This window comes from Microbulbifer mixtoriginis (SeqCode), assembly GCF_052466765.1.
This window is the reverse complement of the sequence record NZ_CP174289.1, coordinates 844,636-870,236: the sequence shown is the minus strand read 5'-3', so window position 1 is coordinate 870,236 and position 25,601 is coordinate 844,636. Positions and strand designations below refer to the sequence as shown.

At 53.8% G+C, this 25,601-nt stretch carries 29 protein-coding genes and 6 tRNA genes; 27 read left to right on the top strand and 8 right to left on the bottom strand.

The window, feature by feature from the left end; translation table 11 throughout:
- Positions 1-24: 24 nt before the first annotated feature.
- From mnmC to ACJJIV_RS03785, 4 genes are all read right to left on the bottom strand, one after another.
- On the bottom strand, positions 25-2,004 hold the full coding sequence (mnmC, locus tag ACJJIV_RS03800) for a bifunctional tRNA (5-methylaminomethyl-2-thiouridine)(34)-methyltransferase MnmC2/FAD-dependent 5-carboxymethylaminomethyl-2-thiouridine(34) oxidoreductase MnmC1 (protein WP_444890794.1): 1,980 nt from the start codon (positions 2,002-2,004) through the stop codon (positions 25-27).
- A gap of 13 nt (positions 2,005-2,017) precedes the next feature.
- Positions 2,018-2,557: a flavodoxin FldB gene (gene fldB / locus ACJJIV_RS03795; RefSeq protein ID WP_252085271.1), complete on the bottom strand. Its 540-nt coding sequence runs from the start codon at positions 2,555-2,557 to the stop codon at positions 2,018-2,020.
- A gap of 12 nt (positions 2,558-2,569) precedes the next feature.
- Complete coding sequence (gene trmL / locus ACJJIV_RS03790; protein ID WP_444890793.1) at positions 2,570-3,043, bottom strand: tRNA (uridine(34)/cytosine(34)/5-carboxymethylaminomethyluridine(34)-2'-O)-methyltransferase TrmL; 474 nt, start codon at positions 3,041-3,043, stop codon at positions 2,570-2,572.
- Positions 3,044-3,137: 94 nt separating this feature from the next.
- The gene (locus ACJJIV_RS03785) at positions 3,138-3,668 is read right to left on the bottom strand and encodes a glycine cleavage system transcriptional repressor (protein WP_444890792.1); all 531 of its coding nucleotides are present in this window, start codon (positions 3,666-3,668) and stop codon (positions 3,138-3,140) included.
- Positions 3,669-3,798: 130 nt separating this feature from the next.
- On the opposite strand from ACJJIV_RS03785, the gene ACJJIV_RS03780 reads away from it, so the two are divergent.
- The 4 genes from ACJJIV_RS03780 (at position 3,799) to ACJJIV_RS03765 (ending at position 5,870) form a co-directional block, all read left to right on the top strand.
- Positions 3,799-4,098 (top strand): MTH1187 family thiamine-binding protein, encoded by a 300-nt coding sequence (locus tag ACJJIV_RS03780; protein ID WP_252085274.1) that lies wholly within the window; start codon positions 3,799-3,801, stop codon positions 4,096-4,098.
- A gap of 22 nt (positions 4,099-4,120) precedes the next feature.
- On the top strand, positions 4,121-4,933 hold the full coding sequence (locus ACJJIV_RS03775; protein ID WP_252085275.1) for a class I SAM-dependent methyltransferase: 813 nt from the start codon (positions 4,121-4,123) through the stop codon (positions 4,931-4,933).
- 81 nt (positions 4,934-5,014) lie between these two features.
- Entirely contained in the window at positions 5,015-5,239 is a 225-nt protein-coding gene (locus tag ACJJIV_RS03770) for a YheU family protein (protein WP_252085276.1), read from the top strand.
- Positions 5,232-5,870 carry an alpha/beta family hydrolase gene (locus tag ACJJIV_RS03765; RefSeq protein ID WP_444890791.1) on the top strand — a complete coding sequence of 213 codons (639 nt, stop codon included), beginning with the start codon at positions 5,232-5,234 and terminating at the stop codon, positions 5,868-5,870. The genes ACJJIV_RS03770 and ACJJIV_RS03765 overlap by 8 nt, the downstream gene beginning before the upstream one ends.
- Here the strand turns inward: ACJJIV_RS03765 and ACJJIV_RS03760 are convergent.
- Entirely contained in the window at positions 5,845-6,132 is a 288-nt protein-coding gene (locus tag ACJJIV_RS03760; protein ID WP_252085278.1) for an antibiotic biosynthesis monooxygenase family protein, read from the bottom strand. The genes ACJJIV_RS03765 and ACJJIV_RS03760 overlap by 26 nt on opposite strands.
- 113 nt (positions 6,133-6,245) lie before the next feature.
- On the opposite strand from ACJJIV_RS03760, the gene tusA reads away from it, so the two are divergent.
- Positions 6,246-6,476, top strand: coding sequence for a sulfurtransferase TusA (gene tusA / locus ACJJIV_RS03755; protein ID WP_444885504.1), 231 nt, complete (start codon positions 6,246-6,248; stop codon positions 6,474-6,476).
- Positions 6,477-6,565: 89 nt separating this feature from the next.
- Here the strand turns inward: tusA and ACJJIV_RS03750 are convergent, their stop codons facing one another.
- Positions 6,566-7,252: a hypothetical protein gene (locus tag ACJJIV_RS03750; RefSeq protein WP_252085280.1), complete on the bottom strand. Its 687-nt coding sequence runs from the start codon at positions 7,250-7,252 to the stop codon at positions 6,566-6,568.
- A 292-nt stretch (positions 7,253-7,544) separates the two neighbouring features.
- Here ACJJIV_RS03750 and ACJJIV_RS03745 point away from each other — a divergent pair, with 292 nt between their 5' ends.
- Genes ACJJIV_RS03745 through ACJJIV_RS03725 form a run of 5 tightly spaced genes read left to right on the top strand, consistent with a single transcriptional unit; the run spans position 7,545 to position 12,272 of the window.
- Positions 7,545-8,141, top strand: a complete 597-nt coding sequence (locus ACJJIV_RS03745) for an elongation factor P hydroxylase (RefSeq protein WP_444890790.1) — start codon at positions 7,545-7,547, stop codon at positions 8,139-8,141.
- Entirely contained in the window at positions 8,138-9,031 is an 894-nt protein-coding gene (locus ACJJIV_RS03740; RefSeq protein WP_444890789.1) for a 5'-3' exonuclease, read from the top strand. Before ACJJIV_RS03745 ends, ACJJIV_RS03740 begins: the two co-directional genes overlap by 4 nt.
- A complete protein-coding gene (locus ACJJIV_RS03735; protein ID WP_444890788.1) occupies positions 9,028-10,179 on the top strand; it encodes a 4-phosphoerythronate dehydrogenase in 1,152 nt (383 codons plus the stop codon). The genes ACJJIV_RS03740 and ACJJIV_RS03735 overlap by 4 nt, the downstream gene beginning before the upstream one ends.
- Complete coding sequence (locus ACJJIV_RS03730) at positions 10,170-11,333, top strand: ATP-NAD kinase family protein (protein ID WP_444890787.1); 1,164 nt, start codon at positions 10,170-10,172, stop codon at positions 11,331-11,333. The genes ACJJIV_RS03735 and ACJJIV_RS03730 overlap by 10 nt, the downstream gene beginning before the upstream one ends.
- Positions 11,334-12,272, top strand: a complete 939-nt coding sequence (locus ACJJIV_RS03725; RefSeq protein WP_444885499.1) for a class I SAM-dependent methyltransferase — start codon at positions 11,334-11,336, stop codon at positions 12,270-12,272.
- A 36-nt stretch (positions 12,273-12,308) separates the two neighbouring features.
- Here ACJJIV_RS03725 and ACJJIV_RS03720 read toward each other — a convergent pair whose 3' ends face one another.
- Positions 12,309-12,710, bottom strand: a complete 402-nt coding sequence (locus ACJJIV_RS03720; RefSeq protein ID WP_252085286.1) for a hypothetical protein — start codon at positions 12,708-12,710, stop codon at positions 12,309-12,311.
- Positions 12,710-13,924 carry a pyridoxal phosphate-dependent aminotransferase gene (locus tag ACJJIV_RS03715; RefSeq protein WP_444885497.1) on the bottom strand — a complete coding sequence of 405 codons (1,215 nt, stop codon included), beginning with the start codon at positions 13,922-13,924 and terminating at the stop codon, positions 12,710-12,712. The genes ACJJIV_RS03720 and ACJJIV_RS03715 overlap by 1 nt, the downstream gene beginning before the upstream one ends.
- Positions 13,925-14,050: 126 nt before the next feature.
- Here ACJJIV_RS03715 and msrB point away from each other — a divergent pair, with 126 nt between their 5' ends.
- The 17 genes from msrB (at position 14,051) to cyoD (ending at position 25,601) form a co-directional block, all read left to right on the top strand.
- Positions 14,051-14,473 (top strand): peptide-methionine (R)-S-oxide reductase MsrB, encoded by a 423-nt coding sequence (msrB, locus tag ACJJIV_RS03710; RefSeq protein WP_444890786.1) that lies wholly within the window; start codon positions 14,051-14,053, stop codon positions 14,471-14,473.
- The gene (locus tag ACJJIV_RS03705) at positions 14,470-15,246 is read left to right on the top strand and encodes a DUF1499 domain-containing protein (protein WP_444885495.1); all 777 of its coding nucleotides are present in this window, start codon (positions 14,470-14,472) and stop codon (positions 15,244-15,246) included. Before msrB ends, ACJJIV_RS03705 begins: the two co-directional genes overlap by 4 nt.
- Positions 15,247-15,407: 161 nt before the next feature.
- Positions 15,408-15,483, top strand: a tRNA-Glu gene (locus ACJJIV_RS03700).
- A gap of 1 nt (position 15,484) precedes the next feature.
- Positions 15,485-15,560: transfer RNA gene (locus tag ACJJIV_RS03695), tRNA-Gly, on the top strand.
- Positions 15,561-15,678: 118 nt separating this feature from the next.
- Positions 15,679-15,754, top strand: a tRNA-Glu gene (locus ACJJIV_RS03690).
- A 34-nt stretch (positions 15,755-15,788) separates the two neighbouring features.
- Positions 15,789-15,864 (top strand) — tRNA-Gly (locus ACJJIV_RS03685).
- A 114-nt stretch (positions 15,865-15,978) separates the two neighbouring features.
- Positions 15,979-16,054, top strand: a tRNA-Glu gene (locus tag ACJJIV_RS03680).
- Positions 16,055-16,093: 39 nt separating this feature from the next.
- Positions 16,094-16,169 (top strand) — tRNA-Gly (locus ACJJIV_RS03675).
- A gap of 200 nt (positions 16,170-16,369) precedes the next feature.
- A complete protein-coding gene (locus tag ACJJIV_RS03670) occupies positions 16,370-17,305 on the top strand; it encodes an ABC transporter ATP-binding protein (protein WP_252085290.1) in 936 nt (311 codons plus the stop codon).
- Positions 17,302-18,075: an ABC transporter permease gene (locus ACJJIV_RS03665; RefSeq protein WP_444890785.1), complete on the top strand. Its 774-nt coding sequence runs from the start codon at positions 17,302-17,304 to the stop codon at positions 18,073-18,075. Before ACJJIV_RS03670 ends, ACJJIV_RS03665 begins: the two co-directional genes overlap by 4 nt.
- Positions 18,076-18,083: 8 nt before the next feature.
- Positions 18,084-18,914 carry an NADPH-dependent 7-cyano-7-deazaguanine reductase QueF gene (gene queF / locus ACJJIV_RS03660; RefSeq protein WP_444890784.1) on the top strand — a complete coding sequence of 277 codons (831 nt, stop codon included), beginning with the start codon at positions 18,084-18,086 and terminating at the stop codon, positions 18,912-18,914.
- Between the two features lie 292 nt (positions 18,915-19,206).
- Complete coding sequence (locus tag ACJJIV_RS03655) at positions 19,207-20,769, top strand: hypothetical protein (RefSeq protein ID WP_444890783.1); 1,563 nt, start codon at positions 19,207-19,209, stop codon at positions 20,767-20,769.
- An 85-nt stretch (positions 20,770-20,854) separates the two neighbouring features.
- Positions 20,855-21,331, top strand: coding sequence for a hypothetical protein (locus ACJJIV_RS03650; protein WP_444890782.1), 477 nt, complete (start codon positions 20,855-20,857; stop codon positions 21,329-21,331).
- Positions 21,332-21,707: 376 nt separating this feature from the next.
- Positions 21,708-22,583, top strand: coding sequence for a ubiquinol oxidase subunit II (locus ACJJIV_RS03645; protein WP_444890781.1), 876 nt, complete (start codon positions 21,708-21,710; stop codon positions 22,581-22,583).
- Positions 22,580-24,655, top strand: a complete 2,076-nt coding sequence (locus tag ACJJIV_RS03640) for a cbb3-type cytochrome c oxidase subunit I (protein ID WP_444888549.1) — start codon at positions 22,580-22,582, stop codon at positions 24,653-24,655. Before ACJJIV_RS03645 ends, ACJJIV_RS03640 begins: the two co-directional genes overlap by 4 nt.
- Positions 24,656-24,661: 6 nt before the next feature.
- Positions 24,662-25,288: a cytochrome c oxidase subunit 3 gene (locus ACJJIV_RS03635; RefSeq protein WP_252085297.1), complete on the top strand. Its 627-nt coding sequence runs from the start codon at positions 24,662-24,664 to the stop codon at positions 25,286-25,288.
- Complete coding sequence (gene cyoD, locus ACJJIV_RS03630; RefSeq protein WP_252085298.1) at positions 25,281-25,601, top strand: cytochrome o ubiquinol oxidase subunit IV; 321 nt, start codon at positions 25,281-25,283, stop codon at positions 25,599-25,601. The genes ACJJIV_RS03635 and cyoD overlap by 8 nt, the downstream gene beginning before the upstream one ends.

Below are 25,601 nucleotides of genomic sequence, written 5' to 3'. Positions count from 1 at the left end.
AAGAGGAGCCTAAGCCCCACTCGACTAGCGATTTTTACCCAGGTTGCGGATGGCAAAACGCGCTGGATGCAGGGCTTTCGCCAGATCTGCGCTAACAGGTAGGGGCCCGCCCATAATCCAGCTGGCGAGTAATTCGGCGGTTAGCGGTGCGTAGGTAAAGCCGCGTGAGCCCAGGCCGCCCATTACATAGAGTCCCGCCTGATAAACTGAGTGCTCGGGGATGAATAATTTTCGGTTTTTACGCAAACTTGCGTAGGTGTTGTTCAGGGACTCCCAGTCGGGAATTGGTCCGGCAACTGGTAAATAATCCGGTGTAGCGGCGCGCAGTGCGGCGCGGCCATTGAAATCCTGGCTGGAGAATTCCTCGGCAAAGTGTGGCAGCAGTTCTGCCAGTGTTTGCAGGTTCTCCTTGTGTTCACTTTCCCGTAACTCTGTGGCGGTTTCCTTGAGCTTGAAGGTGGCCCCGAAACTCTGGCACCCCTCGTGGGCGGGTGTGATATAGCCTTCGCCACAGAGGGCAATTTTTAATTTTGCAGAGACCTCTGTGGCGTGCACGCGCGATACCTGACCGCGTATTGGCCGCAGGGGTAGGGCTGCAGCCGGTGCAAAGCTGCGGATATCATTGGCCCCACAGAGAATGACCGCTTCCGTTTCTATCTCTTTGCCTTCTGTACGCAGCAGCCACTTGTCATCTTGGCGAGTCAGTGATTCTACTGCGCGGCCCTGATAACGGGTGATGTTTCGGTGTTCCAGTAGCGCAGCACATACCTTTTGGGGTTCCAGCCAGCCTGCATTGGGGAAGTAGAGCCCGTCAAAAGGAAGATCTACGCCGGCGAGCTGACAGGCCTCCTCACGGGTAACCATTCTGGCCAGGTTTTGCCCTTGGTGTTCTGCCAGGCTAGCCGCGATCTGTTCCTGTAGCAGCTTTTCCCTGTCACTCTGAGCCAGTTGCAAGAGGCCGTTAAAATGTGCGAGCCGTGGGCAGTGCTGTTTGTAAAAGCGCTGGGCGAACATCAGAGCGTGCAGGTTGAAGTCCCCATTGGGACCCGGCTTGGGGGATAGCTTGCCGTAGAGTATGCCCTGGTCGTTGCCGGAGCCGCCGCTGCCGGGGGCCGGCCCGCGTTCAATAATTTGTACCTGCACGCCGCGCTCTGCCAGTGCCCTGGCAATGGTGGCGCCGGAAATACCGCCGCCGATCACTGTGGCAGATTGTGGATGCTGTGCTTCGGTGCTGGGTAGGTGCCAGGGGGTGCTGTGCTGCTGGCAGTTGTGTAACTGCTCCAGGGTGCCACACAGCATTTCCCGCTTGCTGCCAAATCCCGGTACTTTGCGTAGGGCGAAGCCCGCTTCTCGCAGTCCACGCTTAACCAGCCCTGCGCAGGTAAAGGTGGCGAAGGTGGCACCGGGGCGGCTCAAGTGGGACATATTGGTGAACAGCTCTTCTGTCCACATGTCCGGGTTCTTGGCCGGCGCAAAACCATCCAGGAACCAGGTGTCGATGTAGCGATCTCGTTTCTCTTGTTGTAAGCGCAGGCTATCCAAAGCCCGGCTGGCCTCCCCAATAATCAGAGTTAGTTTTACTGGGCCGAACTGTAGGCAGTGAATACCTTCGGCTAATAATGGTGGGTAGGCTTCAATCAGTGGCTGGGAGTAGGCCTGCAGTTGTGGCCACAGTGCTAGGGCACGCTGCAAATCCTGGGGGTGTAGGGGGAATTTCTCCACACTAACAAAGTGCAGCTGTGCACTTTTCGGAGCGGTTTTCTGCCATAGCTCCCAGGCGGCGAGAAAGTTTAAGCCGGTGCCAAATCCGGTTTCGCCGATAGTAAAAGTGGCATTCTCGGGCAGGGTCGCCCAGCGTTCCGCCAGGGCATTTTGTTGCAGGAATACGTAGCGAGTTTCCTCCAGACCGGAAGCTGTGGAGAAATAGATATCGTCATAGGCGAGGGACAGGGGTTGACCGTCTTCGCGCCATTGGATGTCCGCGTGTTTGCCGGATTTGCTCACTTCACTACTATCCTCAGGCTCCGTCCTTAAGGCCGAATTCATGCATTACCTGGTCACACCAGCGGCCAATACGCTCTTCACTGAGGTCAAATTCATTCTCTTCATCGAGGGCGAGGCCGACAAATTGGCTGCCATCTTCAGTCAGTCCTTTGGATTCCTCAAATTCATAGCCCTCGGCAGGCCAGTAACCCACGGCGCGGGCGCCGCAGGCGAGCAGTTGGGCATGCAAATAGCCCAGGGCATCCTGGAACCACTGTGGATAGCCTTCTTGATCCCCGAGCCCAAACAGAGCAAAAGTCTTACCGCTCAGATCGAGCCCGGCCAGGTCGTCCCAGATATTCTCCCAGTCTTCCTGCAGTTCACCGTAATCCCAGGTGGGAATGCCAAATAGTAGGAAATCGTAGCTTTCGGCCAGGGCAATATCCGCTTCGGCTACGTTGTGTAGGTCGATCCACTGGGGGCCAATGTATTGGCGGATTTTTTCTGCAGCCATTTCGGTGTAGCAGGTGCTGGAACCGTAAAACAGGCCTATTGGAGCTTGGGAGCTTGGCATAACAAAAAATTCTTACTGCTGGTCTATGGCGCCGTTGAAGTCGAGCTGTCGCCAGGCTTCATAGATCACAATGGCGGCGGCGTTGGACAGGTTGATACTGCGGCTCTCGGCGCGCATAGGAATGCGCAGGGTGTTCTCTGGGCCCACCATTTGTAGAAACTCCGCCGGCAGGCCGCGAGTTTCTGGGCCAAACACAATCGCATCGCCGTCTTGGTATTCCACCGAGGTATGGCTGTGGCTGCCTTTAGTGGACAGGGCCAACACCCGTGAAGGTTTCTCACTGTCGATAAAAGCCTGCCAGTCTGGGTGTCGAACCACGCGGCTGTATTCACTGTAATCAAGCCCGGCGCGGCGCAGGCGTTTGTCGTCCATATCGAAGCCAAGGGGTTCGATTAGGTGTAGCTCGGCGCCAGTATTGGCGCAAAGTCGAATAATATTGCCTGTGTTCGGGGCAATTTCCGGTTGGAATAGAACAATTTTGAACATTACTTGGCGGATGCCCTGGAGCGGTACTATCTAGCTTGAATGATTTGAGCCGGGCGGTGGGCCCGGCTCCGCATGGCAGCGGATTATTCCACAATTAGAGGGGAGTGGCGATCTCCTCGCAGTCGATCTCCACCCCCAACTCATTGGCGATCTGGTCGAGTTCGTCGCGCAGGCCATCGAGATCCATATCTTCATCCACATTGATCTTGCACTCGGCAGTGAACAGAGGCTCGCCACTCCACGGAATACTACTATAAGTAGTTTCCAACTGGTCCATATTGATATGGTGGGCGCTGAGTGCGCGGGATATTTCCCGCACAATACCGGGGCGGTCGTTGCCTACCAGCTTCAATGTCAGTGTCTGTTGAGGCTTAGTGGAAACGGCGATCGCGTCTTCAACGATCAGGTTATAGCCATCCTGGGCGAGGCTAGTGAGGGCGACCTTTAAGTCTTGGGTTTTGTCACCGGGAACAGCAACGCGCAATATACCGGCAAATTTTCCGGCAAAATGGGCCATATGGCTGTCTTCCCAGTTGCCACCGTTATCCGCAATGACTGCAGAAAGCTTTTCCACAACACCGGGCTTATCGTTGCAGATCATGGAGATAACGAGATGCTGTTGCATATAGTGTTCCTTTGCTTCAGTAGAGACGTATCATTTGCATTGTAATAGGATCTCGTCGGATAACTCTATCGTCCAATCTCAAAGCCATTTTTCTTTTCCCGGCAACAGGTAACTTAGCGAGGGACTGTCAATGAAGGTCATTGCCGATTTGTGCGTGATACCCATGGGTGTGGGGGTTTCTGTCAGTAGGTATGTTGCGGAGTGTGAAAAAGTACTGGTGGAAGCCGGACTGACCCACCATCTACATGCCTATGGCACCAACATAGAAGGGGACTGGGATACGGTGATGGCTGCGGTAAAAACCTGCCATGAGCGAGTACACGCGATGGGCGCCGATCGCATCACTACCAGTCTGAAATTGGGAACCCGTATAGACCGGGAACAGTCATTACAGGATAAGATCGACAGTGTGCGATCGAAGCTGGATTAACGATAACAACACAGGAACGATTATGACGATCAATATCAAGAAATCTCTGCTCGCTATGGCCGGCGCTCTGGCCCTGGCTGGTGGCGCCCAGGCTGCCGACTTGAATTCTGTCATTCAGGGGGATCACCGCAGCAAAGAGTACGTTGCGCGAGACCAGTACCGTAACCCGGCAGAAACCCTGGAATTTTTGGGCATTAAGCCAGATATGACGGTAGTGGAGGTTACTCCTGGCGGTGGCTGGTACACCGAAATCCTAGGGCCCTACCTGGGCAAGAAGGGCAAGCTCTATGCAGCGCACTTCCCCGAGGATAGCGAGTCTTCTTACTATCAACGTTCTTTGAAAAGCTTTAAAGACAAGCTAGCTGCCGACAAGAAGGCCTATAAGAATGTCGTAGTGACCGAGTTTTCACCGCAAACCGGCCGTGAGATAGCCCCAGCAGGCAGTGCCGATGCGGTGGTGACTTTCCGCAACGTACACAACTGGATGTACCGCGGTTATGAAGATAAGGCTTTTGCCAGCTTTTACAGCGCTCTGAAACCCGGCGGTGTTCTTGGTGTGGTTGAGCATCGCGCCAAGCCTGGTACCAGTAAAGAGGATATGGTCAAGAGCGGTTATGTGACTCAGGAGTATGTTATCGAAGCAGCCAAGAAGGCTGGTTTTGAGTTGGAAGAGAGCAGTGAGGTCAACGCCAACCCGAAAGATAGCGCCAAGCACCCGAAAGGTGTCTGGACTTTGCCACCCTCTCTCCGCTTGGGCGATGAGGACAAAGACAAGTACCTGGCCATCGGCGAGAGTGACCGCATGACTTTACGCTTCCGCAAGCCAAAATCCTAAGTTTAAATAACCACTTACCAATACAGGTAAATACCGGGAGCGGCGTTCGTCGCTCCCATCTCACCCGGATATGAAAGTTGTATGATCATTCCCTTTGCGCAGTTGGATCCCAACACTTTGCAGAACCTATTGGAAGAGTATGCTACCCGTGAGGGCACCGAGTATGGTGAGCGCGAGGTGGAACTACCGGAGAAGGTGGCTAGCCTGCGCCGTCAGTTGCAGTCCGGTGACGTGGTAATTTGGTTCGATCCCGGAGAGGAGACAGTCAATCTGGTGCTGGCCGAGGATCTGCCTACCGATGTCTGAATACCTTATTGATGTGCCCCAAGCCCCTCAAGCGCGCTTTCTGTTTGCCCATGGTGCCGGTGCGCCCATGGACAGTGAATTTATGCAGACGTTGGCCACTGGGTTGTGTGAGCAGGGTATCGAAGTGGTGCGTTTCGAGTTTCCCTATATGGCCCAGCGCCGCAGCGGAAGTGGCAAGCGGCCGCCTAACACTATGTCGCAGTTACAGGAGAACTTTAACGCCCAGATTGAGCAGTTTGCCGGTGATTTACCCCTGTTTATTGGGGGCAAGTCGATGGGAGGGCGGGTAGCGAGCCTCCTGGCCAATGACAGCTATGCGCAGGGGGTGGTTGCCGGACTTATCTGCCTGGGGTATCCATTTCACCCCCAGGGCAAGCCGGAGAAGCTCCGCACTGAGCACCTGCTAGATTTTGCCTGCCCCACTTTGATTGTGCAGGGAGATCGCGATCCACTTGGCAGCCTTGCAGAGGTGAATACTTATGGATTGGCAGAGGCTATTGAGATTGAGTGGCTGGCCGATGGTGACCACGATTTTAAGCCCCGTCGCGCGAGTGGATTTACCCAAGCCCAACACTGGCAGACTGCGGTTTATAAAGTGGCGGGATTTATGCGGCGGTTTCCAGGATCGTGACGCGCTCTTCCCCCACTAGCAGTGGGGCCAACTGGGCCATTTGGGCGCGTCGCTCCTCGCTGGTGTACCAGTGTTGCCAATGCAGTTCTGACTGCCATTTAGACAGGGTAAAGCGGCGCAATGGATTGCCCTTTTCGATATAGGTCTGCCCCTCGATAAAACCGACGGTGCGGTAGGCACAGGTAAGGACTCTTCGTGCGGCCTCCTCGTAGCTGCTTTGCATTTCGGCGGCAATTTCTCGCTCTATCAATACATAGATCATCATCTCCCCACAATGCGATAGGGCCTAAATGGATTTTAGCGCGGCTGTCAGCGGAAGAGTCGGCAGCCAGTTTCTAGATGACGAAGTGCGCTAAATTGCGCACAATAAATACTATGAAGTTTGATCACACCCTCGATGCCCGCGGCCTGTTGTGCCCGGAACCCGTAATGATGCTGCACTCAGCGGTGAGAAATGTTGCCGATGGGGAAGTATTGAAAATGATGGCCACCGATCCCTCGACGCAGCGGGATGTGCCCAAGTTCTGCCAGTTTCTCGGCTATGAACTGGTGCAGCACGCAGAGGAGAACGACGAGTTCGTGTATTGGATCAAGAAAGCGGAATAGTTGGTCAGATAGCGCCCCGGTCCCGCTTCGACGGCACCGGGGGCACACTCCCGAATAAGTTTTGTACTGACTCTATGGCCTGTTAACTCTTATGGCGCCGTTACTAGAGCGGCGATCGCGGCTAGTGCCTCAGGGTCCTCAGATTTGATCTTGTTGGCGATATGATGTTGGAAGAAGTAGCGAAAGCCTTCACTCTCCTGTGCTGGGTATAGACAGTGGTCTCCCGGTAGTACCGGAGTGGTCTCAACGACATCGTGATCGATCAACATACCGTGAATAACGCCGTCGGCGTGCAGCCTCCAGCTGATGACCTCGATCAGTGTCAGGTTCTCCCTGTCCTTATCCATAAACACCGCATGGGTGCCGATGGTATCGGGAATCTCCTGCAGAACTTCCTCGGGTTTGCTGCTCTCAAACTCAAAGTATTCCGCCGCAGTCTCCAACTCGACGACTTTGTGGATTGGGGGATGGTGGAAGATGTCTTCAATACCGGGATCGTAGTAGCCTTCGAAGCGTCCGTCCAAAGGGTCCTTGATATCTGGACAGGCCACTATGGTGTTTAACCAGGGAACGAGGCCAACGACCTCGCCATTCGCTTTAAGCCCCCAGCAGAGTATTTTTAAGCTGTATAGGTCTGTACCGCTGGAGTTGTTGGAGTAGAGCATTTCCAAGCCGTCTAGCTCCGGCGAAAGGCGAATAAAGCGCCTGTCCGCAGAAGTTTCGATCGGCTCGCCGGTGAAGAGGTCAACCACATTGTTGATGCTGTGGTCTGTCATGGAACACCTCCTGGCAGGGCCGGTTATATACCGTCTCCGATCAGATCAAGGTGCGACTGCCAAGGCCCTATCTCTGAAAGAAGACCGGGGCAGGAGGGTATTTGACTGCATTAGACCCCTCCTCGGGGAATACGCTGAAAAGGCAGGTGTTCAGCGGCCTCCCTGTGAGTAAAGGTATATGTTGATTTCCGGAAATACAACCGGCCCGCTAACGCCTGCAGAAGCGGCGCGGCTTTGATCGAGGCGCTCCCGTTGATATAGTCCCCGCCTTTGCGGTATCCCGGAGAATATCTTGCCCGTCACTCACTTAGAAATGGCTCCAGTTTCTAATACTCCCCTAGCAGCCAGATCCACTGCCGAGCGTATTGTGGCGGTCTTCAATCGCTGTTTTTCCAGTCCAGAAGGGCTAAATACCCGACTTTGCGGTGGTTTTTCCGAACCTTACTATCGGCCCGCCGGGGGCCAGCAGGGCCATCATCAGGTCGAGTTCACTCTCGACTATGCGGCCAGCGCACTGCACGAGGTGGCCCATTGGTGTGTGGCCGGTGAGGCCCGCCGGCAGTTGCCGGACTATGGCTATTGGTATGCTCCAGATGGGCGCAGTGCCGAGCAACAAGCAGAATTCGAGTTGGTGGAGGTCAAACCCCAGGCGCTGGAGTGGATTTTCGCCCGTGCCTGTGACCTCCGCTTCCGTGTCAGTGCGGACAACTTGGAGAGTGGCCTTGGTCCCAGCGCCAGTTTCAAAGAGGCTATTTGGCGCCAGGTTCAGCGCTATTGTGCGGAGGGGCCCAATGAACGGGCGCGTACTTTCGCTCTTGCGCTCGCTGGGGCGTTTACTCAGCCAGATCCATTGAGCGGCGATGACTATCAGCTGCGGGAGCTATCGTGAGCAGTTATCTGGTCGACTCTTCTGTCTATATCTTTCGCTACTACTTCGCCTTGCCACCCAACTGGCAGAGTCGCAGTGGTTACGACACAGAAGCGGTCTACGGCTTCACCAACTTCCTGCTGGATCTTTTGGCGAGAAATCCACGTCATATCGCCTGCGCTTTCGATGAATCTCTCGGCAGTTGCTTCCGCAACACGCTTTACCCGGACTATAAATGCAGTCGCGCATTGCCAGATGAAGCCCTGGCCTTTCAGTTGGCGGCCTGCCGGGAGATGGCGGAAGCCTTGGGTATCGCCAGTTTCTCCAGTGAGCGTTATGAGGCGGACGATATTCTCGCCAGTTTGACGCGAAAACTGCGCAATCATGCCCCAATCATTGTGAGTCGGGATAAAGATCTGGGGCAGTTACTGGCTCGTGGAGCCTCCAGTCTTTGGGATTTTGCCGCAAACCAGCATATGGACAGCTCGGCCATCGAGCAGAAGTTTGGTGTAAAACCCGCGCAGATTGCCGACTACCTGGCGCTGGTGGGTGATAGCAGTGACGATATTCCCGGAGTACCCGGCATTGGTGCCAAGACTGCGGCGCGATTACTGGGCGAGTTTGATGATGTCGAAGCGCTGTTGGCACAGCAAGAGAGAGTGACAACACTGCCCATTCGGGGTGCGAAAGGGCTCGCCCAGCGGCTGGGGGAATATTCCGACCAGCTGCGCTTGGCAAAACGCCTCGCAAGCCTGGTGGAGGATATCCCCCTTGGCATTAAGGTGAGTAATTTGCGTCCGCAACCTGTGGATGTTGACTTGGCCACGGCTCTGGCCAAGGAATTCGGCATCGGCGGGCTGGCAGGAAAAATGGAGCGCACACTGGTGAGCGCTGAAGGAGAATCTACATGAGTGAAAGCCACGCACAGGGCGTTGGCCTCAAGATTGTTGCCGATGAGAATATACCGGCACTGGAGCAATATTTTGGCGATCTGGGTACGCTGTTACGCTATCCGGGCCGCACACTGACGCGCGAGCAATTGATTGATGCCGATATCCTATTGGTGCGCTCCGTCACACGAGTGAATCAGAGCCTGCTGGAAGGCACGCCGGTACGTTTCGTGGGTAGCTGTACCATCGGCACCGATCATCTGGATACCGATTGGATGGAGCGCAATGGTATTTACTGGAGCGCCGCGCCGGGCTGCAATGCCAACTCCGTGGTTGAATATGTATTTTGTACTTTGGCCGCCCTAGCGGTGGACTGGCGCGGGCGCAGCTTTGGCATTGTCGGTTGTGGCAATGTGGGAGGGCTGCTGCAGAAGCGCTTGCATGCCCTGGGTGCGAGCTGTGCAGTCTACGATCCCTGGCTGCCAGATAACCCCGACTTTGCTCCCCTTGAACACGTACTGAGTCAGGACATTGTGTGCCTGCACGCCCCTCTGGTTAAAGATGGGCCCTTCCCCAGTTTGCATATGATCGGTGCTGAGCATTTGGCACAGATTCGCGATGGCGCTGTTTTGATTAGTGCCGGTCGCGGTGCGGTGGTGGACAATCGCGCGTTATTACAGGTGTTACAGCGGGCAAAGCGTTTTAAGACGGTACTGGATGTCTGGGAGGGGGAGCCGGGAATCAACACTGAGCTGTTGGAGTTGGTGGACCTAGGGAGCCCGCATATTGCCGGCTATAGCCTGGATGGCAAGCTCACAGGCACCCGCATAATTCGCGAGGCGCTCTCCAATGCGCTGGATCTGGCCCAGCCAGAAAACACTGGCGCCACCTGCGATACGCAAGCTGAAGTCTCTAGAAGGCAACTTGAGCCGGTGATTAGTGGGGCGGCGCCAATAGCGAATTTGTTATTGCAAATGTATGACCCACGCGAAGATGATGCGCGCCTGCGCGAAGCGGCTCGAGGGAGAGAACCTATGGCCAAGGCTTTCGACCGCCTGCGCCGTGAATATCCCGAGCGTTTGGAGTTTTCCCATTACCGCGCCGCAGCGCAGGCCCTGGGTAAAAAAGAGAGAGAAGAGTTGGCAGTACTGGGGCTCATGTGCGATTAGAAAAACAAGTTAAGAAACTGGGTTTGATTATCAATCCTTGGGCTGGTGTTGGCGGCCCAGCGGGGCTTAAGGGCAGCGATGGAGCCGAGACAGTGGCGCAGGCCCTGGCGGCTGGTATTGAGCCGCAATCCCACAAGCGCGCCGCGATTGCCCTGGAGGCCTTGCTACCGTTTCGGCAGCAGCTGGAGTTTTTGTGTTTTGCCGGTGATATGGGGGCGGATACGGCTAGTGCACTGGGCTTTGCCGTGCGTGAGGTGGGTGCAGCCGAGTCCACCCCATCAAACCCCGAGGACACCGAGAGAGCGGCTATGGCGATCCGCGACGCCGGTGCCGACCTGATCGTCTTTATTGGCGGTGACGGCACTGCGCGCAATATGACCAACGTCCTGGGTGATCACTTTCCAGTACTGGGTATTCCCGCCGGTGTCAAAATGCACTCCGCTTGTTTCGCGATTTCCCCCAAGGCCGGTGGAGAAGTTTTGCGTAAATTACTGGCCGGTGAGCTGGTGGATTTGTGTGAGCGCGAGGTGCGTGATATCGATGAAAATAGCTTCCGCCAGGGGCGGGTGAGCACTCGCCACTACGGCGAGCTGCTGGTGCCCCAGGAGGGCCACTTCCTGCAGGCAGTAAAGAACGCCGGGCGCGAGGTGGAAGAGCTGGCTGTGGCGGATATCGCCGCGGAGATTGTCGAGGAACTAGAGCCGGATACCTTGTATATCGTCGGTCCCGGTTCAACTACCTTAGCTGTCTTGAGTGAATTGGGGTGTGACGGCACCCTGCTGGGGGTGGACCTGCTCTGTGATGGCGCCCTCTTGCAAAAAGATGTGAGCGCGCCGCAGATTGAGGCAGCGATTGCCGCACACAAGAGTGTGAAAAAAAATGGTCAGGTAAAAATTATTCTCACTGCCATCGGAGGCCAGGGCCATCTGATCGGCCGCGGTAACCAGCAATTCTCCCCCAGAGTCCTAAGCCAAGTGGGTCGTGAAAACCTGGTGGCTGTCGCCACCAAAACCAAAATAACCGAACTCGGCGGGCGCCCCCTGTTAGTGGATAGTGGTGACCCCGAACTGGATCGGCAGTGGAGCGGCTTTATCCGTGTGGTAACCGGCTACCGTGATGCGATCCTCTACCCCCTAAGCAATGGAGAAGTCTGAGTGTCTACCGATTGGCAAGTGTTGCTGCAGCAAGTAGAGCCCAAGTTAGTTCAGGGCGGCGGTGACAGCCGGCGTTTGTTTCACGGGCGTGGTCGCTGTTTTACAGGCCTGGAGCAGGTTTGTGTCGATAGTTTTTCCCCTGCATTACTGGTTACTTTTTTTGAGGAGTACGAGGGGGAAGGGGAGTTGTGCGAGAAGCTCTGGCAGATGGCCGAATCATACGGTTATCAGGGGGTGGCCGCGCAGCGTCGCTATCTCCCCGGTGCACCATTGGAGTGGTTGTGTGGCGAATCGGTGGCCGCACCAGTGGCACAGCGCAACGGTCTGCAGTTTCCGCTGACCTTTGATCGTCAGAATGTTGGCTTCTTTCTGGATATCGAACCCGGCCGCGCCTGGCTTGAAGCGCAGGTGCGGGAGCGCTCGGAGCGCGAATCGGTGAAGATGCTGAATTTGTTCGCGTTTACCTGTGCTTTTTCTGCCGTGGCTCGAGCCGCTGGGGATATTGAGATCGTCAATGTGGATGTGAATCGGGGCGTTTTGAATCGCGGCCGAGAAAACCACGAGGTGAATGGCCTGTCCCTGCGGGGCATTCAATTTTTACAATTCGATGCGCTGCGCCAGTTCAAGCGCTTCGATCGCCGGGGGCCCTTTGATCTCGCTATCGTAGACCCACCCACACGCCAGAAAGGCCGCTTCGATGTGAGTCACAACTACGAAAAACTGCTGCAACAACTGCCTGCCTGCCTCGCGGATGAGGCAGACCTGCTGATGGTGATCAACTCCCCGCGCCACAGCGAAGCGCACTTTCGCGAGTTGATACTCGGTGCCGATAGCGGCTATGAAGTGGTAGAGCGGCTAGCGCAAAACCCGGATTTCCCCGATCGGGACCCGGATGCCGCCCTAAAAATGCTGCACGTTAAATATCGTCGTCAGAGTTAGCGATACTAAATAGCGGTGATGCCCAAACCACTCTATTTACAGTGCGGCAAACTCCCGCATCAGGCGCTCCACCAGCGCCTGTAACTTTGCAGAGGAACCATCGCGCACGGCGCTGTTGAGCAGCTGTGCGTTACTCTGGCCAGAATTTTCTTCCTTGTTGATTAACAGCAGAAATCCCCGGTGGCTCAGTACCACTTCCTCCGCAGCTTCCTGGCGCACCAGCTGGGAGAAGTGAATGTAACCGCTCTGTTTTAACCAGCTGAGGGCACCCAGGCACGCCAGGTGCCGTGGTGAGTGCAGGCCGAATTCGTCGGGGGTGTCTGGCCCGGCAATGTCCTCTACGTAAATGGTGGAGGGCAGGGGGAACTGGCCAAACAGTGCCAGCAGAATTCTGCCGGCATCGCGATAAAAGTCGTGGATATGTAAATCGTCCAACATCAGCGGGTATATCGCTCCAAAAAGTAACCCAACCGCTCAATTGCGTGGGAAAGGTCGTCGGCGCGGGGCAGAAAGACAATACGCAGGTGATCGGGCGCGTCCCAATGGAAAGCGCTGCCCTGTACCAACAGGATTTTTTCCTGGCGCAGGAATTCCAATACCAGCTGTTCATCACTATCGATTTTGTGGTGGTCCAGGTGCAGCCTGGGGAACAGGTAGATGGCACCACTAGGTTTGACACAGCTGACACCGGGAATGTCGTTGAGCATGCGGTAGGCCAGATCGCGTTGCTGGCGCAAGCGGCCGCCGGGCAGTATCAAGTCGTTAATACTCTGATAGCCCCCCAGTGCGGTTTGCACGGCATACATGGCCGGTACATTGCCGCACAGGCGCATAGAGGCGAGTATTTCCATCCCTTCAATAAAGCCTTTGGCGCGATGCTTGATCCCGCTGATGATCATCCACCCGGAGCGGAAGCCGGCCAAGCGGTACGATTTGGACAAGCCATTGAAGCTCAGGCAGAGCACATCCGGGGCCAGTTTGGCCATGGGGGTGAACTCCGCGTCGTCATAAAGGATCTTGCTATAGATTTCATCGGCAAAAATCACCAGATTGTGGCTGCGCGCCACCTCTACAATCTCTTCCAGCAAAGCCTTGGGATAAATAGCCCCGGTGGGGTTGTTGGGGTTGATCACGACAATGCCGCGGGTGCGAGGCGTGATTTTTGCTTTTATGTCCTCAATATCGGGCAGCCAGCCGGATTCCTCGTCACAGCGGTAGAGTACCGGGTTGGCACCAGCGAGATTGGTAGCAGCCATCCATAGGGGGTAGTTGGGCATGGGCAGCAGCAGCTCATCGCCATTGTTGAGCAGTGCCTGGGTGGCCATGGAGATTAACTCGGAGACACCGTTGCCCAGATAGATGTCATCAATTTCAACTCCCTGGATACCCAGGGTCTGGCACTCCTGCATAATAGCTTTGCGCGCGGCGAATAGTCCCTTGGACTCCACATAGCCCTGGGCCTGGGAGAGATTGTGGATGACATCCTGGATGATTTCATCGGGGGCGTTAAAGCCGAAGGGGGCGGGGTTGCCGATATTCAGCTTGAGGATACGGTGGCCTTCCTCCTCCATGCGATGGGCTTGCTCCATCACCGGGCCGCGAATCTCATAGCAGACGCCGTGCAGTTTTTCAGATTTATGGATGTCCTTCATGTTGGTGCGGCAGCCCTGTAGCTTGGCAGGAGCAGCCTCAGCCGCGAGCGAGCTGCGCGATAGGCGGGATGTCCACTGGCGGCGGTTACCGCTCCTGCGAGAACGATTAAAACGGAACGAGACAGTATGGCAAAAGCAAAAGACGATAACTACTGGCGAGATCAGCTGACAGATGAGGAGTTTGAGGTCTGTCGCAAAGGGGGGACAGAAGCGCCATTTAGCGGGGAATATTGGGATGTTTTTGACAAAGGTCGCTACCGCTGCCGCTGTTGTGGCGAGGTGTTGTTTGATGCGGGAGCAAAATTCCAGAGCTACTGTGGCTGGCCCAGCTTCGATGAGGAATTTAGCGTGGGGATTATTCGAGAGCTAGCCGATAATAGTTTTGGTATGGAACGTATCGAGATTCGCTGCAGTCAATGCGACAGTCATCTAGGGCATGTGTTCGATGATGGGCCTACTGAAACCGGCCTTCGATACTGTGTTAATTCCTTGTCGGTGAGGCTGGATCAGGAGTTCAACGAAGAAGACGGCGAAGAGGAGGGCAAGTGAGGAGAGTACACTGGAGTCGCTGGCTACTCAGGGTGCAGTGGGGGCTACTCGGGATTATTGTGCTCGCAGGCTTGGCACTGCGGTTCGGATTGCTGCGCTTCGAATTGGTCTTCATGATATTTACCTACGCGGGTGGGGCGGCACTGATTGTCGCACTGGTGAGTTTACTGGTGTTTGTCTGGGGGTCGCGCAATCACAGGCCCCAGGCGCGCAGCAATGCCCTCTGGGCTGCGTTGCTGGGACTGCTGCCAGTAGCTGTGCCCCTCATTACGGTGGGCAAAGATAATTTCAATGCACCAAAAATCCACGATATCACTACCGATACCCGCAACCCCCCGGCATACCAAGCAGTCCTCGACTTGCGTAAGCCTTGGGACAATAGTGCCGCATACGGCGGCGAGCCTGTGGCGAGCCAGCAGCGTGAAACCGATATCTATTCCGACATCTATCCACTGCATGTCCATATGTCTGTAGCCCGCACCACTGAGCTGGCGGCGGAGGTTGCCAAGAAACTGGGCTGGAAGATTGTGTCTTACGAACCAGAGAAGGGGCATATCGAGGCAACCGACCGAACCTTGCTGTTAGGCTTTACCGACGACATAGTGGTGCGAGTACGGCCGGAAGATGATGGTGGCTCGCGGGTGGACGTGCGTTCCAGTTCCCGTGTGGGAGTCAGTGACCTAGGGGCCAACGCAAAGCGTATTCGTGAGTTTATTGAGGAGCTGCACCTGCGTGTACTCAGCGAGCAGTACGGAGAGCCCTCTGACGCCTAAATTATCTTCCCGCAACCGGCAGTGTTAGGTAAGTATCTGACAATAAAAGAAAAAAAATTCAATTCGGGTGTTGACAGTATCCCGAACGGTACATAGAATGCGCCCCACTTCTGACGCAGAGCTACACTTTAAAACGCAGCGAAACGACAGAAGGTTTCTGGGTCCCCATCGTCTAGAGGCCTAGGACACCGCCCTTTCACGGCGGTAACAGGGGTTCGACTCCCCTTGGGGATGCCACGCGGGAATAGCTCAGTTGGTAGAGCGCAACCTTGCCAAGGTTGAGGTCGCCGGTTCGAACCCGGTTTCCCGCTCCAAGTTTCCGCTTTGTGAGCTGACCTCTAGTCAGCTCACAAAGCACGCCACCGAGAAATCAGTGGCATTGCCATGGGCAGCATGGCAGCACCGGACCATAAGGTCGAAGTGCAAGTTTCTGTCCCCATCGTCTAGAGGCCTAGGACACCGCCCTTTCACGGCGGTAACAGGGGTTCGACTCCCCTTGGGGATGCCAATACGACCCGGTAGCAATGCTACCGGGTCAAATTGCGGGAATAGCTCAGTTGGTAGAGCGCAACCTTGCCAAGGTTGAGGTCGCCGGTTCGAACCCGGTTTCCCGCTCCAATTTTATTTTTGGATGGATCTTTGGCTCCATTCAAAAGTAAAGTCACCGCGAGGTGGCAAAGCCATGGACAGCGTGGCAGCACGGGACCGAAGAGGTTGTAGTGCAAAGTTTCTGTCCCCATCGTCTAGAGGCCTAGGACACCGCCCTTTCACGGCGGTAACAGGGGTTCGACTCCCCTTGGGGATGCCAATACGGCCCGGCAGCAATGCTGCCGGGCCAACACAAAACGCGGGAATAGCTCAGTTGGTAGAGCGCAACCTTGCCAAGGTTGAGGTCGCCGGTTCGAACCCGGTTTCCCGCTCCAAAATAAAAAAGCCGCTCAATTGAGCGGCTTTTTTATTTTCCGATATATTGCTTCTAAGTTTATTGCTTGCACTGGTATTGCCGGAGTGCGACTGTGCGCCTGGAATTCCGCCTCCGCGGCTTTGGGCTTCCCTGTGTTTCCGCCGGTTGAAATTATTCGGGCAAGCGCGTTGAATGGCGCCTTCAGCATAGGAATTCACAATGACCGCCGCGCTATCTATCCATAACCTGCAAAAAACCTACGAAGGCGGCTTCCAGGCCCTGAAAGGGATCAGCTTCGAAGTGCAGCCGGGGGACTTCTTTGCTCTGCTGGGCCCCAATGGTGCAGGTAAGTCCACTACTATTGGCATTATCTGCTCATTGGTGCGCAAGACTGCCGGTAGTGTGTCGATTTTTGGTGTCGATATCGACAGTGATTTTGCCGCTGCCAAGCGCCTTTTAGGCGTGGTGCCGCAGGAGTTCAATTTCAGTCAGTTTGAAAAAGTCTTCGATATTGTGGCTACTCAGGGGGGATTCTATGGAATGCCGCGCAAGTTGGCAGAGGAGCGCACAGAGCAATATCTGAAGCAGTTGGGACTTTGGGACAAGCGACACACACAGGCGCGTATGCTGTCTGGGGGGATGAAGCGCCGCCTGATGATTGCACGGGCGCTGATTCACGAGCCAAAACTACTGATTCTGGATGAACCTACTGCTGGGGTGGATATCGAGCTGCGTCGCTCCATGTGGAGCTTCCTGGAGGAAATTAACGCTCGAGGTACCACCATTATTCTCACTACCCATTACCTGGAGGAGGCGGAGAGCCTGTGCCGCAATATCGCCATTATCGATAAGGGTGTTATCGTTGAGAATACCTCTATCAAGTCCCTGCTGAAGACTCTCAACCGCGAGACATTTATTCTCGACTGCAGCGAATACCTAAGTAAGGCACCGGAGCTTACGGGGTTTAAATGCTGCCTGTTGGATAATCATTCCCTGGAAATCACTGTAGAAAAAGGGCAGTCACTGACAGAGGTCTTTGTCGAGCTCAAGGCCCAGGGCGTTACCGTGACCAGTATGCGCAACCGTGCCAACCGCCTGGAAGAATTGTTTATTTCAATGTTGTCCGAGGAAAAAGAAGAGGGGTTGGATTCGTGAGCGGTAAGTTGACCTGGATATCCTTCAGCACTATTTTCCGCCGGGAGGTGCGCCGCTTTATGCGCATCTGGCCACAGACCCTGGTGCCGCCGGTGATCACCATGACGTTGTACTTTGTGATTTTCGGCTCTCTTATTGGCAGCCGTATCGGGGAAATGGGCGGATACCCTTATATGGAGTTTGTGGTGCCTGGGCTGATTATGATGTCAGTGATCACCAACTCCTATGGCAATGTCGTGTCCTCTTTTTACAGTGCTAAGTTTCAGCGCAGCGTTGAGGAATTGTTGGTCTCGCCTACGCCAAATTGGGCGGTGATGGCTGGCTATGTATTGGGCGGTGTGGCGCGTGGCTTGGTCGTTGGCCTGATTGTCACTTTAGTAGCGATGTTTTTTACTTCTCTCAGTGTCGAACACCTGGGAGTCACCATCGCTATTGTGTTTCTCACATCGGCGCTATTCTCTCTGGCGGGTTTTATCAATGCGATTTATGCCAACAGCTTTGACGCCATATCGATTATTCCCACTTTTGTTTTGACCCCGCTTACCTATTTGGGTGGTGTTTTCTACTCCATCGATCTGTTGTCGCCCTTTTGGCAAGGATTGTCGAAATTGAACCCGATTCTCTATATGGTGAATTCCTTTCGCTATGGAATCCTGGGTGTTTCCGACATTAATGTGGCCTGGGCATTTGTTGGGGTCTTGGTTTTTATTGCGCTTCTCGCCAGCTGGGGACTTTACCTGATGAGTCACGGCAAGCGATTGAGGCACTGAGGTTGAGTATGAGCAGAGAAGATTGGCAGAACCTCCCGCTGGGTCGGGAAACCGTTTACGAATCTAGCTATAACCCAGAGCTACTGCACCCGATTCAGCGATCCATTTCCCGAGCCCAACTGGGGCTGTCCGTTGGCGCCCTGCCATTTTTTGGGGAAGATGAGTGGTGGGGATTTGAGCTCTCCTGGCTCAATACCAGAGGCAAACCCCAAGTGGCGGTGGCGCGCTTCAGCTTTCCCGCGGAAAGCCCTTGTATGGTGGAGTCCAAGTCCTTCAAATTGTACTTAAACTCCTTTAACCAAAGCCGCTTCGATTCCTGGCAGCTGGTTCAGGATACCCTGGTGCGGGATCTAAGCGCTGCGGTGGGTATGGCTGTGGAAGTGACCCTGCTGGAGGTGGAAGATATCTCCCTGGATGTGCAGAGGCCGCAAGGGTTCTGTCTCGACCAGCTGGATATTGCCGTAGAGCAATACCAGCCGGACTCGACACTGCTGGCGCTGGAAGAGAGTGGTATGGAGGTTACTGAAACTCTCTACAGCCACTTGCTGCGCAGTAATTGCCCGGTTACCGGCCAGCCGGATTGGGCGACGGTAATGGTGGAATACAAGGGGCCGATGCTGCAGCGCGAAGCGCTATTGGCCTACATTATTTCCTTCCGTGAGCATCAGGATTTTCACGAACACTGTGTGGAGCGGATTTTTTGCGATCTGCAAAACCTTGCGGACTTTTCCGAGTTAACAGTTTGTGCCCGCTATACCCGTAGGGGAGGGCTGGATATCAACCCGCTGCGCTCCACCTGCATTGAAAAGCCTCTACCGCCGCGCTTCGCCCGTCAGTAAATTATTGCTAATACTGGTGATATTGGTCTCAGGTATTTCTGTGGCCAATATCGTCAAATCCCACAGCATTAAAACGCTCCAGCCTTAAATCTTGTGTCACACGTGGCGCTGTTCCCGCTTGGGCTAAGCTTTCCTGGATAGCTTTTTGGGTGCAGGCGTATTGGATGTAGCCTATCGATGGGCCTGTGCAGTTACATTAGTGGCTATTCACTTTTCTTGGCTCGATAAAAAGTAAATAAGCTGCAATTGATGTATCGCCAATGATTTACACAGATCCATAGGCCCCCTAGATATGGAAATCCAAACACAGTCTCCAGCGCTACCCGCTGTGCTTGTGGTTTTCATCCAAATTATTTCCTCCACTCCCGCCAATGCCCAGGTTTATGTTGAAGCCGATCAATTGATGAAGGTGATCGAGGCGCAGCAGCGCCAACTCGAGGCACAGGAAGCGCAAATCCGGCAGCAAAAGGCTGATCTAGAGGCTTTGCGGCAACAGGTGGAGGAGCTGCGCAGGGCGAGGCCCCCAGAAAATTCCCCGGCTGCGCCAGTTCCGGCAGTACCAATGCCGTCAGTTCCTCCATCGAGAGAATATAGTGAGCCTGTGGATAGCGTTGCGCTCGATGATTTGCGCGATCAATTAGAGCTCATACGCAAAGATATCCCGCCTGGCTCCCTGCCGCCTCCTCGGGCCAGGGGAGATCCAAAGCATCCGGAACAGACGGATATCGAAGAAATCATTTCCAGTGTACCGACCGACTGGCCGGGGTCTATCCCTGTGCTCGGCAGTCGCACTCGAATAAAAATTAATGGCTTCGCCGAGCTGGATGCTAACTATGACACCGGCGCCATTGTCAGCCCGGCTGAGTTCACGACCAGTGCTATTGTCACCAGCAATAGAACCGCAGCGGAGGGTGAGGATGGTCAGACCAATGTTTCCGTTCAGGTATCGAGACTAGTGCTCAAGTCAAGAACGCCCTGGGGCGGTCGTTTAATCGAAAATGAATTTTCTATGGATTTCCTTCGCGATCCGACAGTCAGTGAGCCTTTGCTGCGTCTGCGCAAAGCATACGGCCAGGTCAGTGATATTTTGCTGGGCGGAGATTTACGGCTGGGCCTCGACTGGTCCACGTTCAGTAATTTAACCGCCTCACCAAACACCCTGGATTACGAAGGCCCCAATTCACTGTTAGCGCTCATGCGTCCGGTTGCACGTTGGAGCCGTAAATATGATCCAACTCTCACCCTGCAGGTCTCCCTGGATGCGCCAACTGATCGGGTTTTTCAGAATGCACTGGAAGTGTCTCGCTGGCCGGACTTTGTGGTAGCGGTTATTTCCCAAACAGACCGCATTAACTTTCAGGGCAGTTTTATCCTGAGGGACCTGCGTGGCAGTGGGGAACCACAGTCTGCTGTTTCGGATACCGGATGGGGTATCAATTTAAGTGGCGTGATTGATATGCCCGGTAGGCTTGCGCCGGATTTTGCCTCCTACTCCTTTAGCTATGGCTATGGCTATGGAAGCCTTCTGGATGATGAGCCCCCCGACGCGAGTTATGACTTCGTCAATAATCGGCTGGAGGCGATTCCAACTCTGGGTTGGTATTTGGCTTATCAACACTGGTGGAGTCCGTGCCTCTATACTGTGGCAACCTATGGGCTGGTGCATCAGGACAATCTGGACTTCCAGCCGGGCTCCTCATTTTATCAAACCCAATACAGCAGTATTAATCTGACCTGGACCCCGACGCCGCATTGGCTGTTTGGCGTTGAGGCCCTTTATGGAACCAGGGAGGACAAAGATGGAGCCTATGGTTCAGTCTGGCGGACCCAGTTCACCAGCCGCATCTCGTTCTAGTGGTTTCAAATGTGCGATATCAATAATGTTGCGCTTTATTTTGCTATGCGGTTTTTTAACCTCCTGTAATTCACCGAGAACAGTGGTGACTGACACTTGGCATTCGCCGCTGGTTGCAGAGCGCTCGCTGGGAAAAACTTTGGTCCTGGCCTTTACCTTGGTTCCTCGCCCAATAGTTGGCATCTATGTGGAGAGTATTTGGGTGGAGCAGTTGGGCCGCTACGGCGTGAATGCCCTCTCATGGAGTGATGTTGCGGCCGATGGCAAGGTTCCCACGATGGGGGAGCTGGCTGACGTCCTGGCTGAATATCAATTTGACACGCTATTGGTGACACAGTTGATCAGCTTTAAACAACTGAACAGGAATATTTCCAACTCTCAAGTGGCCATTGTCGAAACCCGTTTATATTTTGCGCCATCGGAAGAGGTGTATTGGTCCCTGGAATCCGAAAGTTTCCTGGCGAACTATATGATGGGGGAAATTCGCCGTCCCAGGGAAGGAGATGCCCTGGAATATGTGGAAACAGTTATTCAACAAATGATGAAGGATGGTGTTTTCTAGGCGCTGATGCCATCGTTTCATGGTGTTGGTCACCACAAACCATTTCCTCCTGCGGGGTAGGTGAAGTTAAAACATAATTTGTTCAGCTATTCTGGTGAGAAGAGCCGTACGGAAGAGTGTGCTGAGCACCTGATGTGGTTTATGTGTACGGTGAATTTTTTGTGGCGGGTAATCTGATAGGAATGCCTGCTGAATCCTAAGGTCGGTAGGCATTGCAATGGATTGGAATACCGTGGCCCCTGTCAGGTTTGTGCAATACTGGGTTCGCTACTGGGGTTGTATTGAGTACCGATCCTTCTGGTTAGTATGCCTTCTTTTCGCATTTCTTTTTCTTTTTTTGATTCCCTCTTCAAGCTCTGCCACTGAAAGTTTTCTGATGCCGTTGGGGCCCGTTGCCCATGAACAGAAAACCCATTTTTTCTGGGCGACAGCACTTACCATGGTAGCGGTGCTGCCCGTGTTTATTCTGGTGCCAGTTATTCTATTTAAGTATCGCCGTAAGAAGGGAAAAGGTATTTATGCGCCCAAGTGGGAGTCTTACGGCCCTTTGGAAGTCGTCATGTGGGGTGTTCCCTTTATGGTGATTTTTGTTCTCTCTTTTATGCTTTGGCGCGCAACCATTGCTCTGGACCCCTATGAGGAAATAGAAGGCGTATTTCCTCCTGTCCAAGTGCAAGTGGTGGGACTGGACTGGAAGTGGTTGTTTATCTACCCAGACTTAAAAATTGCCACAGTAGGTGAACTGGTTGTTCCTGTACACACTCCGGTCTCCATGATTTTAACCAGCGATACCGTGATGCAGTCTTTTTGGATTGCGGCGTTAGCGGGGCAGATCTATGTGATGCCGGGCATGACCACACGACTCAATTTTATTGCCACTAAGAATGGTAAAACCCAGGGTGAAAACACCCAATATACCGGCAAGGGATTTACTGAGCAGAAATTTGATGTATTGATTAAAAGTGAAGAGGATTTTCAGGCCTGGGTAGCGCAGGTCCGCGCCAGGGGGATTGAGCTGGATGCTCAGACCTATAATCGCCTGGCTGAAAGAAGTACCCGCAAAGAGATGCAAAAGCAGCTGGCCACGCCTCAAATGCCCAGCAATGCCCTCTATTTTACCATTGCCGATCCCGAGCTGTTTCAAAGCATTGTTATGCGATATCACTCGGGCAAGCCCCTTAGTATGGAAGAGCAGCCCGGCACGGTGAAGTTTGGTCAGGGTGAGGATAAAACAGAGGGTGCGCAGCCATGAATATTACCGACTATGGCTGGCTGGGAAAGCTGGGCTGGGATTCTATCGTTTTCAGTAAGCTGTTTACCGATTTTTCGGTAAGTGAAGTGGTGGCCAGTACCGCTGGTGCCATTGTTGTTTTTGCCACCATCGCCATCCTCGCCCTGCTGACCTGGTTTCGCGTATGGGGCACTTTGTGGTCTGAATGGCTGACCAGCACAGACCATAAAAGAATTGGCATCATGTACATAGTCTTTGCACTGGTGATGATGACCAGAGGACTGCTGGAAGGCATGGTGATGCGGGCACAGCAGGCTGCTGCCCCAGATGGTTTTCTCTACGCAGATCACTTCGCTCAGCTATTTAGCACCCACGGCACTATTATGATTTTCTTTGTTGCCGTGCCTTTTGTTGTGGGTCTGGTCAACTTTGTAATGCCATTACAGATTGGTGCCCGCGATGTTGCCTTCCCAGTACTTAACCAGATTAGCTTGGCGGTCACCGTGTCTTCTGGGATTCTGTTGATGGTCTCACTGGTGGTGGGAGAATTCTCTACTGGGGGCTGGTCTGCCTACCCGCCTTATACGGGGGCGGACTTTAATCCCGGCGTGGGACCAGACTACTGGGTGTGGGCGATTGTATTTTCCGGGGCCGGTACCACTCTTACGGGGATTAACTTTACCGTCACCATTTTAAAATGCCGTGCTGCGGGCATGAAATTTTTCCGTATGCCCATGTTTTGCTGGACGGTATTGTGTTCCTCCATCCTGATGATTTTTGCTATGCCGCCACTCAGTGTTGCGGCGTTAATGCTCGGTTTCGACCGCTATTTGGATTTTCACTTTTTCACCAATGATCTCGGTGGCAATATGATGAACTATGCCAATTTATTTTGGCTGTTCGGACACCCGGAGGTCTATTTGTTGGTGCTGCCGGCCTACGGTATTTTTTCTGAGGTGTTCTCCACTTACTCCGCCAAGCGCCTATATGGCTACAAGTCATTGGTAATTGCCACCATGTCTATTGCCGTATTGAGCTTTACCGTGTGGCTTCATCACTTCTTTACCATGGGGCAGAGTCCCACCATCAATATTGTATTTGGTATCGCCACCATGCTGATCGCGGTGCCAACCGGGGTCAAAGTTTACGATTGGATGGCGACGATGTATCGCGGACGAATTCGTTTTACCACTCCAATGATTTACGCCATCGGATTTTTGATTTTATTCGTGATCGGTGGATTGTCTGGAGTGATTCTGGCGAACCCCACGGTAGATTTCCAAGTACACAATACTCTGTTTTTGGTGGCGCACTTCCATAATGTGCTAATTCCAGGAGTGCTGTTTGGTTTGCTGGCCGGATATAACTACTGGTTCCCCAAGGCGTTTGGTTTTCGCCTGGATGAGCGCTTGGGTAAGTGGTCGGCATATCTTTGGGTAGCCGGGTTTATGCTCACTTTCTTTCCCCTTTATGGTGCAGGATTACTGGGGATGCCAAGGCGCTCATTCAGCTATATGGATCTGACTTTCAAACCCTACATGGTGGTGGCTTTTATCGGGGCCATGGTGGTGTTATGCGCATTGATCAGCCTGGTATTGCAGTTGCTGGTCAGTTTACGGGATCGCAAGAAAAATCGTGTTCCTGTGGGGGACCCTTGGGATGGGCGCTCTCTGGAATGGTCGATCCCAGCCCCTGCGCCTTCCTACAATTTTGCGGAACTGCCGAGGGTAACGGACCGGGATGAATTTAATGAGGCTAAGGAGCAGGGGCGTGCTTATTTACCGCCAAAAGTCTATCGGGATATAGAGATGCCCAAGAATAACCCTTTGGGATTTATTCTATGCGCTCTGAGCGGCATCCTAATGTTTGCATTGGTCTGGTACATGTGGTGGTTGGCCCTGATTTCCGTTCTGGCCATTATCATTGTGGTAATCGCCTCTACCTTCCGCTGGGACAGTGAGCAAATTATTCCGGCGAGTCAGGTACAGCAGGATACGGAGAAGTGGCTGACACTAGTGAAAAATACCGAACCGGTGGGCAGGGATCTGGAAAATACTCCGCAAAACCATGGCTACGCTAAGTTGGAGCATTAGTAACCGATGAACGGGAATTCATCAGCGCTAAATAAGGGGATGAGAGAGAGCCCTGGAGCCATTCATAAAGACCCGGATATGGTGATCTTTGGATTCTGGGTTTTTATGATGAGCGACCTGATTTTTTTCGGGGTCGTTTTCGCTATCTATATCACCATGATTGGTGCGACCGCAGGCGGCCCAGGTCCCAGGGAGCTATTTGATTTCGGCAGCCTTTTTGCGCAGACCATGTTGCTACTCACCAGCAGTCTCACTGTGGGGATAGCCACTATCACCATGAAGCACCAGCGCAGCCAGGGTAGTTTCCTGTTTTGGGTGGTGGTGACTTTACTATTGGGGCTGGGCTTCTTAACTCTTGAGTTGCTCGATTTCTCTGAAATGGCAGCCAAGGGAGGGACGCCCCAGCGCAGCGGCTATCTATCAGCCTTCTTTGGTTTGGTGCCCCTACATGGTTTACATGTCAGCTTTGGCTGCCTGTGGATGCTGGTCATGATCGCACAGGTACTTACAGTGGGCATGACTGATTTGGTGAAGTTGCGCTTTTTACGGTTGGCGCTTTTCTGGCATTTCCTGGATTTGATTTGGATTGGGATTTTCTCAGTAGTTTATTTTGGTGGCTGGGTCTATGGCTGAAAAATCCGGTTTTTCCGCACATTTGCGCACCTATCTTACCGGGTATGTGCTGTCGGTTGTGTTTACGTTGGCTGCATTCTGGGCGGTACTGGCTCTGGGTAAGGAATACAAGAGTGTACTTATACTAGTAGGTTTACTTGGGGTGGCCCAATTGGCGGTACAGCTCAAATGCTTCTTGAATGTGACAACGCAAAAGGAAGGGCGGGATAACCTGGCTCTGATCCTTTTTTCAACGCTGATTTTACTGATTATTGTCTTGGGGACTGCCTGGATCATGGGGAACCTGGCAATGAGAATGCATACCACAATGTGA

Coding starts and splice junctions, on each gene's coding strand:
- fldB (WP_252085271.1), bottom strand. CDS start 2,557: ATGCCAAGCTCCCAAGCTCCAATAGGCCTGTTTTACGGTTCCAGCACC.
- trmL (WP_444890793.1), bottom strand. CDS start 3,043: ATGTTCAAAATTGTTCTATTCCAACCGGAAATTGCCCCGAACACAGGC.
- ACJJIV_RS03785 (WP_444890792.1), bottom strand. CDS start 3,668: ATGCAACAGCATCTCGTTATCTCCATGATCTGCAACGATAAGCCCGGT.
- ACJJIV_RS03780 (WP_252085274.1), top strand. CDS start 3,799: ATGAAGGTCATTGCCGATTTGTGCGTGATACCCATGGGTGTGGGGGTT.
- ACJJIV_RS03775 (WP_252085275.1), top strand. CDS start 4,121: ATGACGATCAATATCAAGAAATCTCTGCTCGCTATGGCCGGCGCTCTG.
- ACJJIV_RS03770 (WP_252085276.1), top strand. CDS start 5,015: ATGATCATTCCCTTTGCGCAGTTGGATCCCAACACTTTGCAGAACCTA.
- ACJJIV_RS03765 (WP_444890791.1), top strand. CDS start 5,232: ATGTCTGAATACCTTATTGATGTGCCCCAAGCCCCTCAAGCGCGCTTT.
- ACJJIV_RS03760 (WP_252085278.1), bottom strand. CDS start 6,132: ATGATCTATGTATTGATAGAGCGAGAAATTGCCGCCGAAATGCAAAGC.
- tusA (WP_444885504.1), top strand. CDS start 6,246: ATGAAGTTTGATCACACCCTCGATGCCCGCGGCCTGTTGTGCCCGGAA.
- ACJJIV_RS03750 (WP_252085280.1), bottom strand. CDS start 7,252: ATGACAGACCACAGCATCAACAATGTGGTTGACCTCTTCACCGGCGAG.
- ACJJIV_RS03735 (WP_444890788.1), top strand. CDS start 9,028: ATGAGTGAAAGCCACGCACAGGGCGTTGGCCTCAAGATTGTTGCCGAT.
- ACJJIV_RS03720 (WP_252085286.1), bottom strand. CDS start 12,710: ATGTTGGACGATTTACATATCCACGACTTTTATCGCGATGCCGGCAGA.
- ACJJIV_RS03715 (WP_444885497.1), bottom strand. CDS start 13,924: ATGAAGGACATCCATAAATCTGAAAAACTGCACGGCGTCTGCTATGAG.
- msrB (WP_444890786.1), top strand. CDS start 14,051: ATGGCAAAAGCAAAAGACGATAACTACTGGCGAGATCAGCTGACAGAT.
- ACJJIV_RS03670 (WP_252085290.1), top strand. CDS start 16,370: ATGACCGCCGCGCTATCTATCCATAACCTGCAAAAAACCTACGAAGGC.
- queF (WP_444890784.1), top strand. CDS start 18,084: ATGAGCAGAGAAGATTGGCAGAACCTCCCGCTGGGTCGGGAAACCGTT.
- ACJJIV_RS03655 (WP_444890783.1), top strand. CDS start 19,207: ATGGAAATCCAAACACAGTCTCCAGCGCTACCCGCTGTGCTTGTGGTT.
- ACJJIV_RS03645 (WP_444890781.1), top strand. CDS start 21,708: ATGCCGTTGGGGCCCGTTGCCCATGAACAGAAAACCCATTTTTTCTGG.
- ACJJIV_RS03640 (WP_444888549.1), top strand. CDS start 22,580: ATGAATATTACCGACTATGGCTGGCTGGGAAAGCTGGGCTGGGATTCT.
- ACJJIV_RS03635 (WP_252085297.1), top strand. CDS start 24,662: ATGAACGGGAATTCATCAGCGCTAAATAAGGGGATGAGAGAGAGCCCT.
- cyoD (WP_252085298.1), top strand. CDS start 25,281: ATGGCTGAAAAATCCGGTTTTTCCGCACATTTGCGCACCTATCTTACC.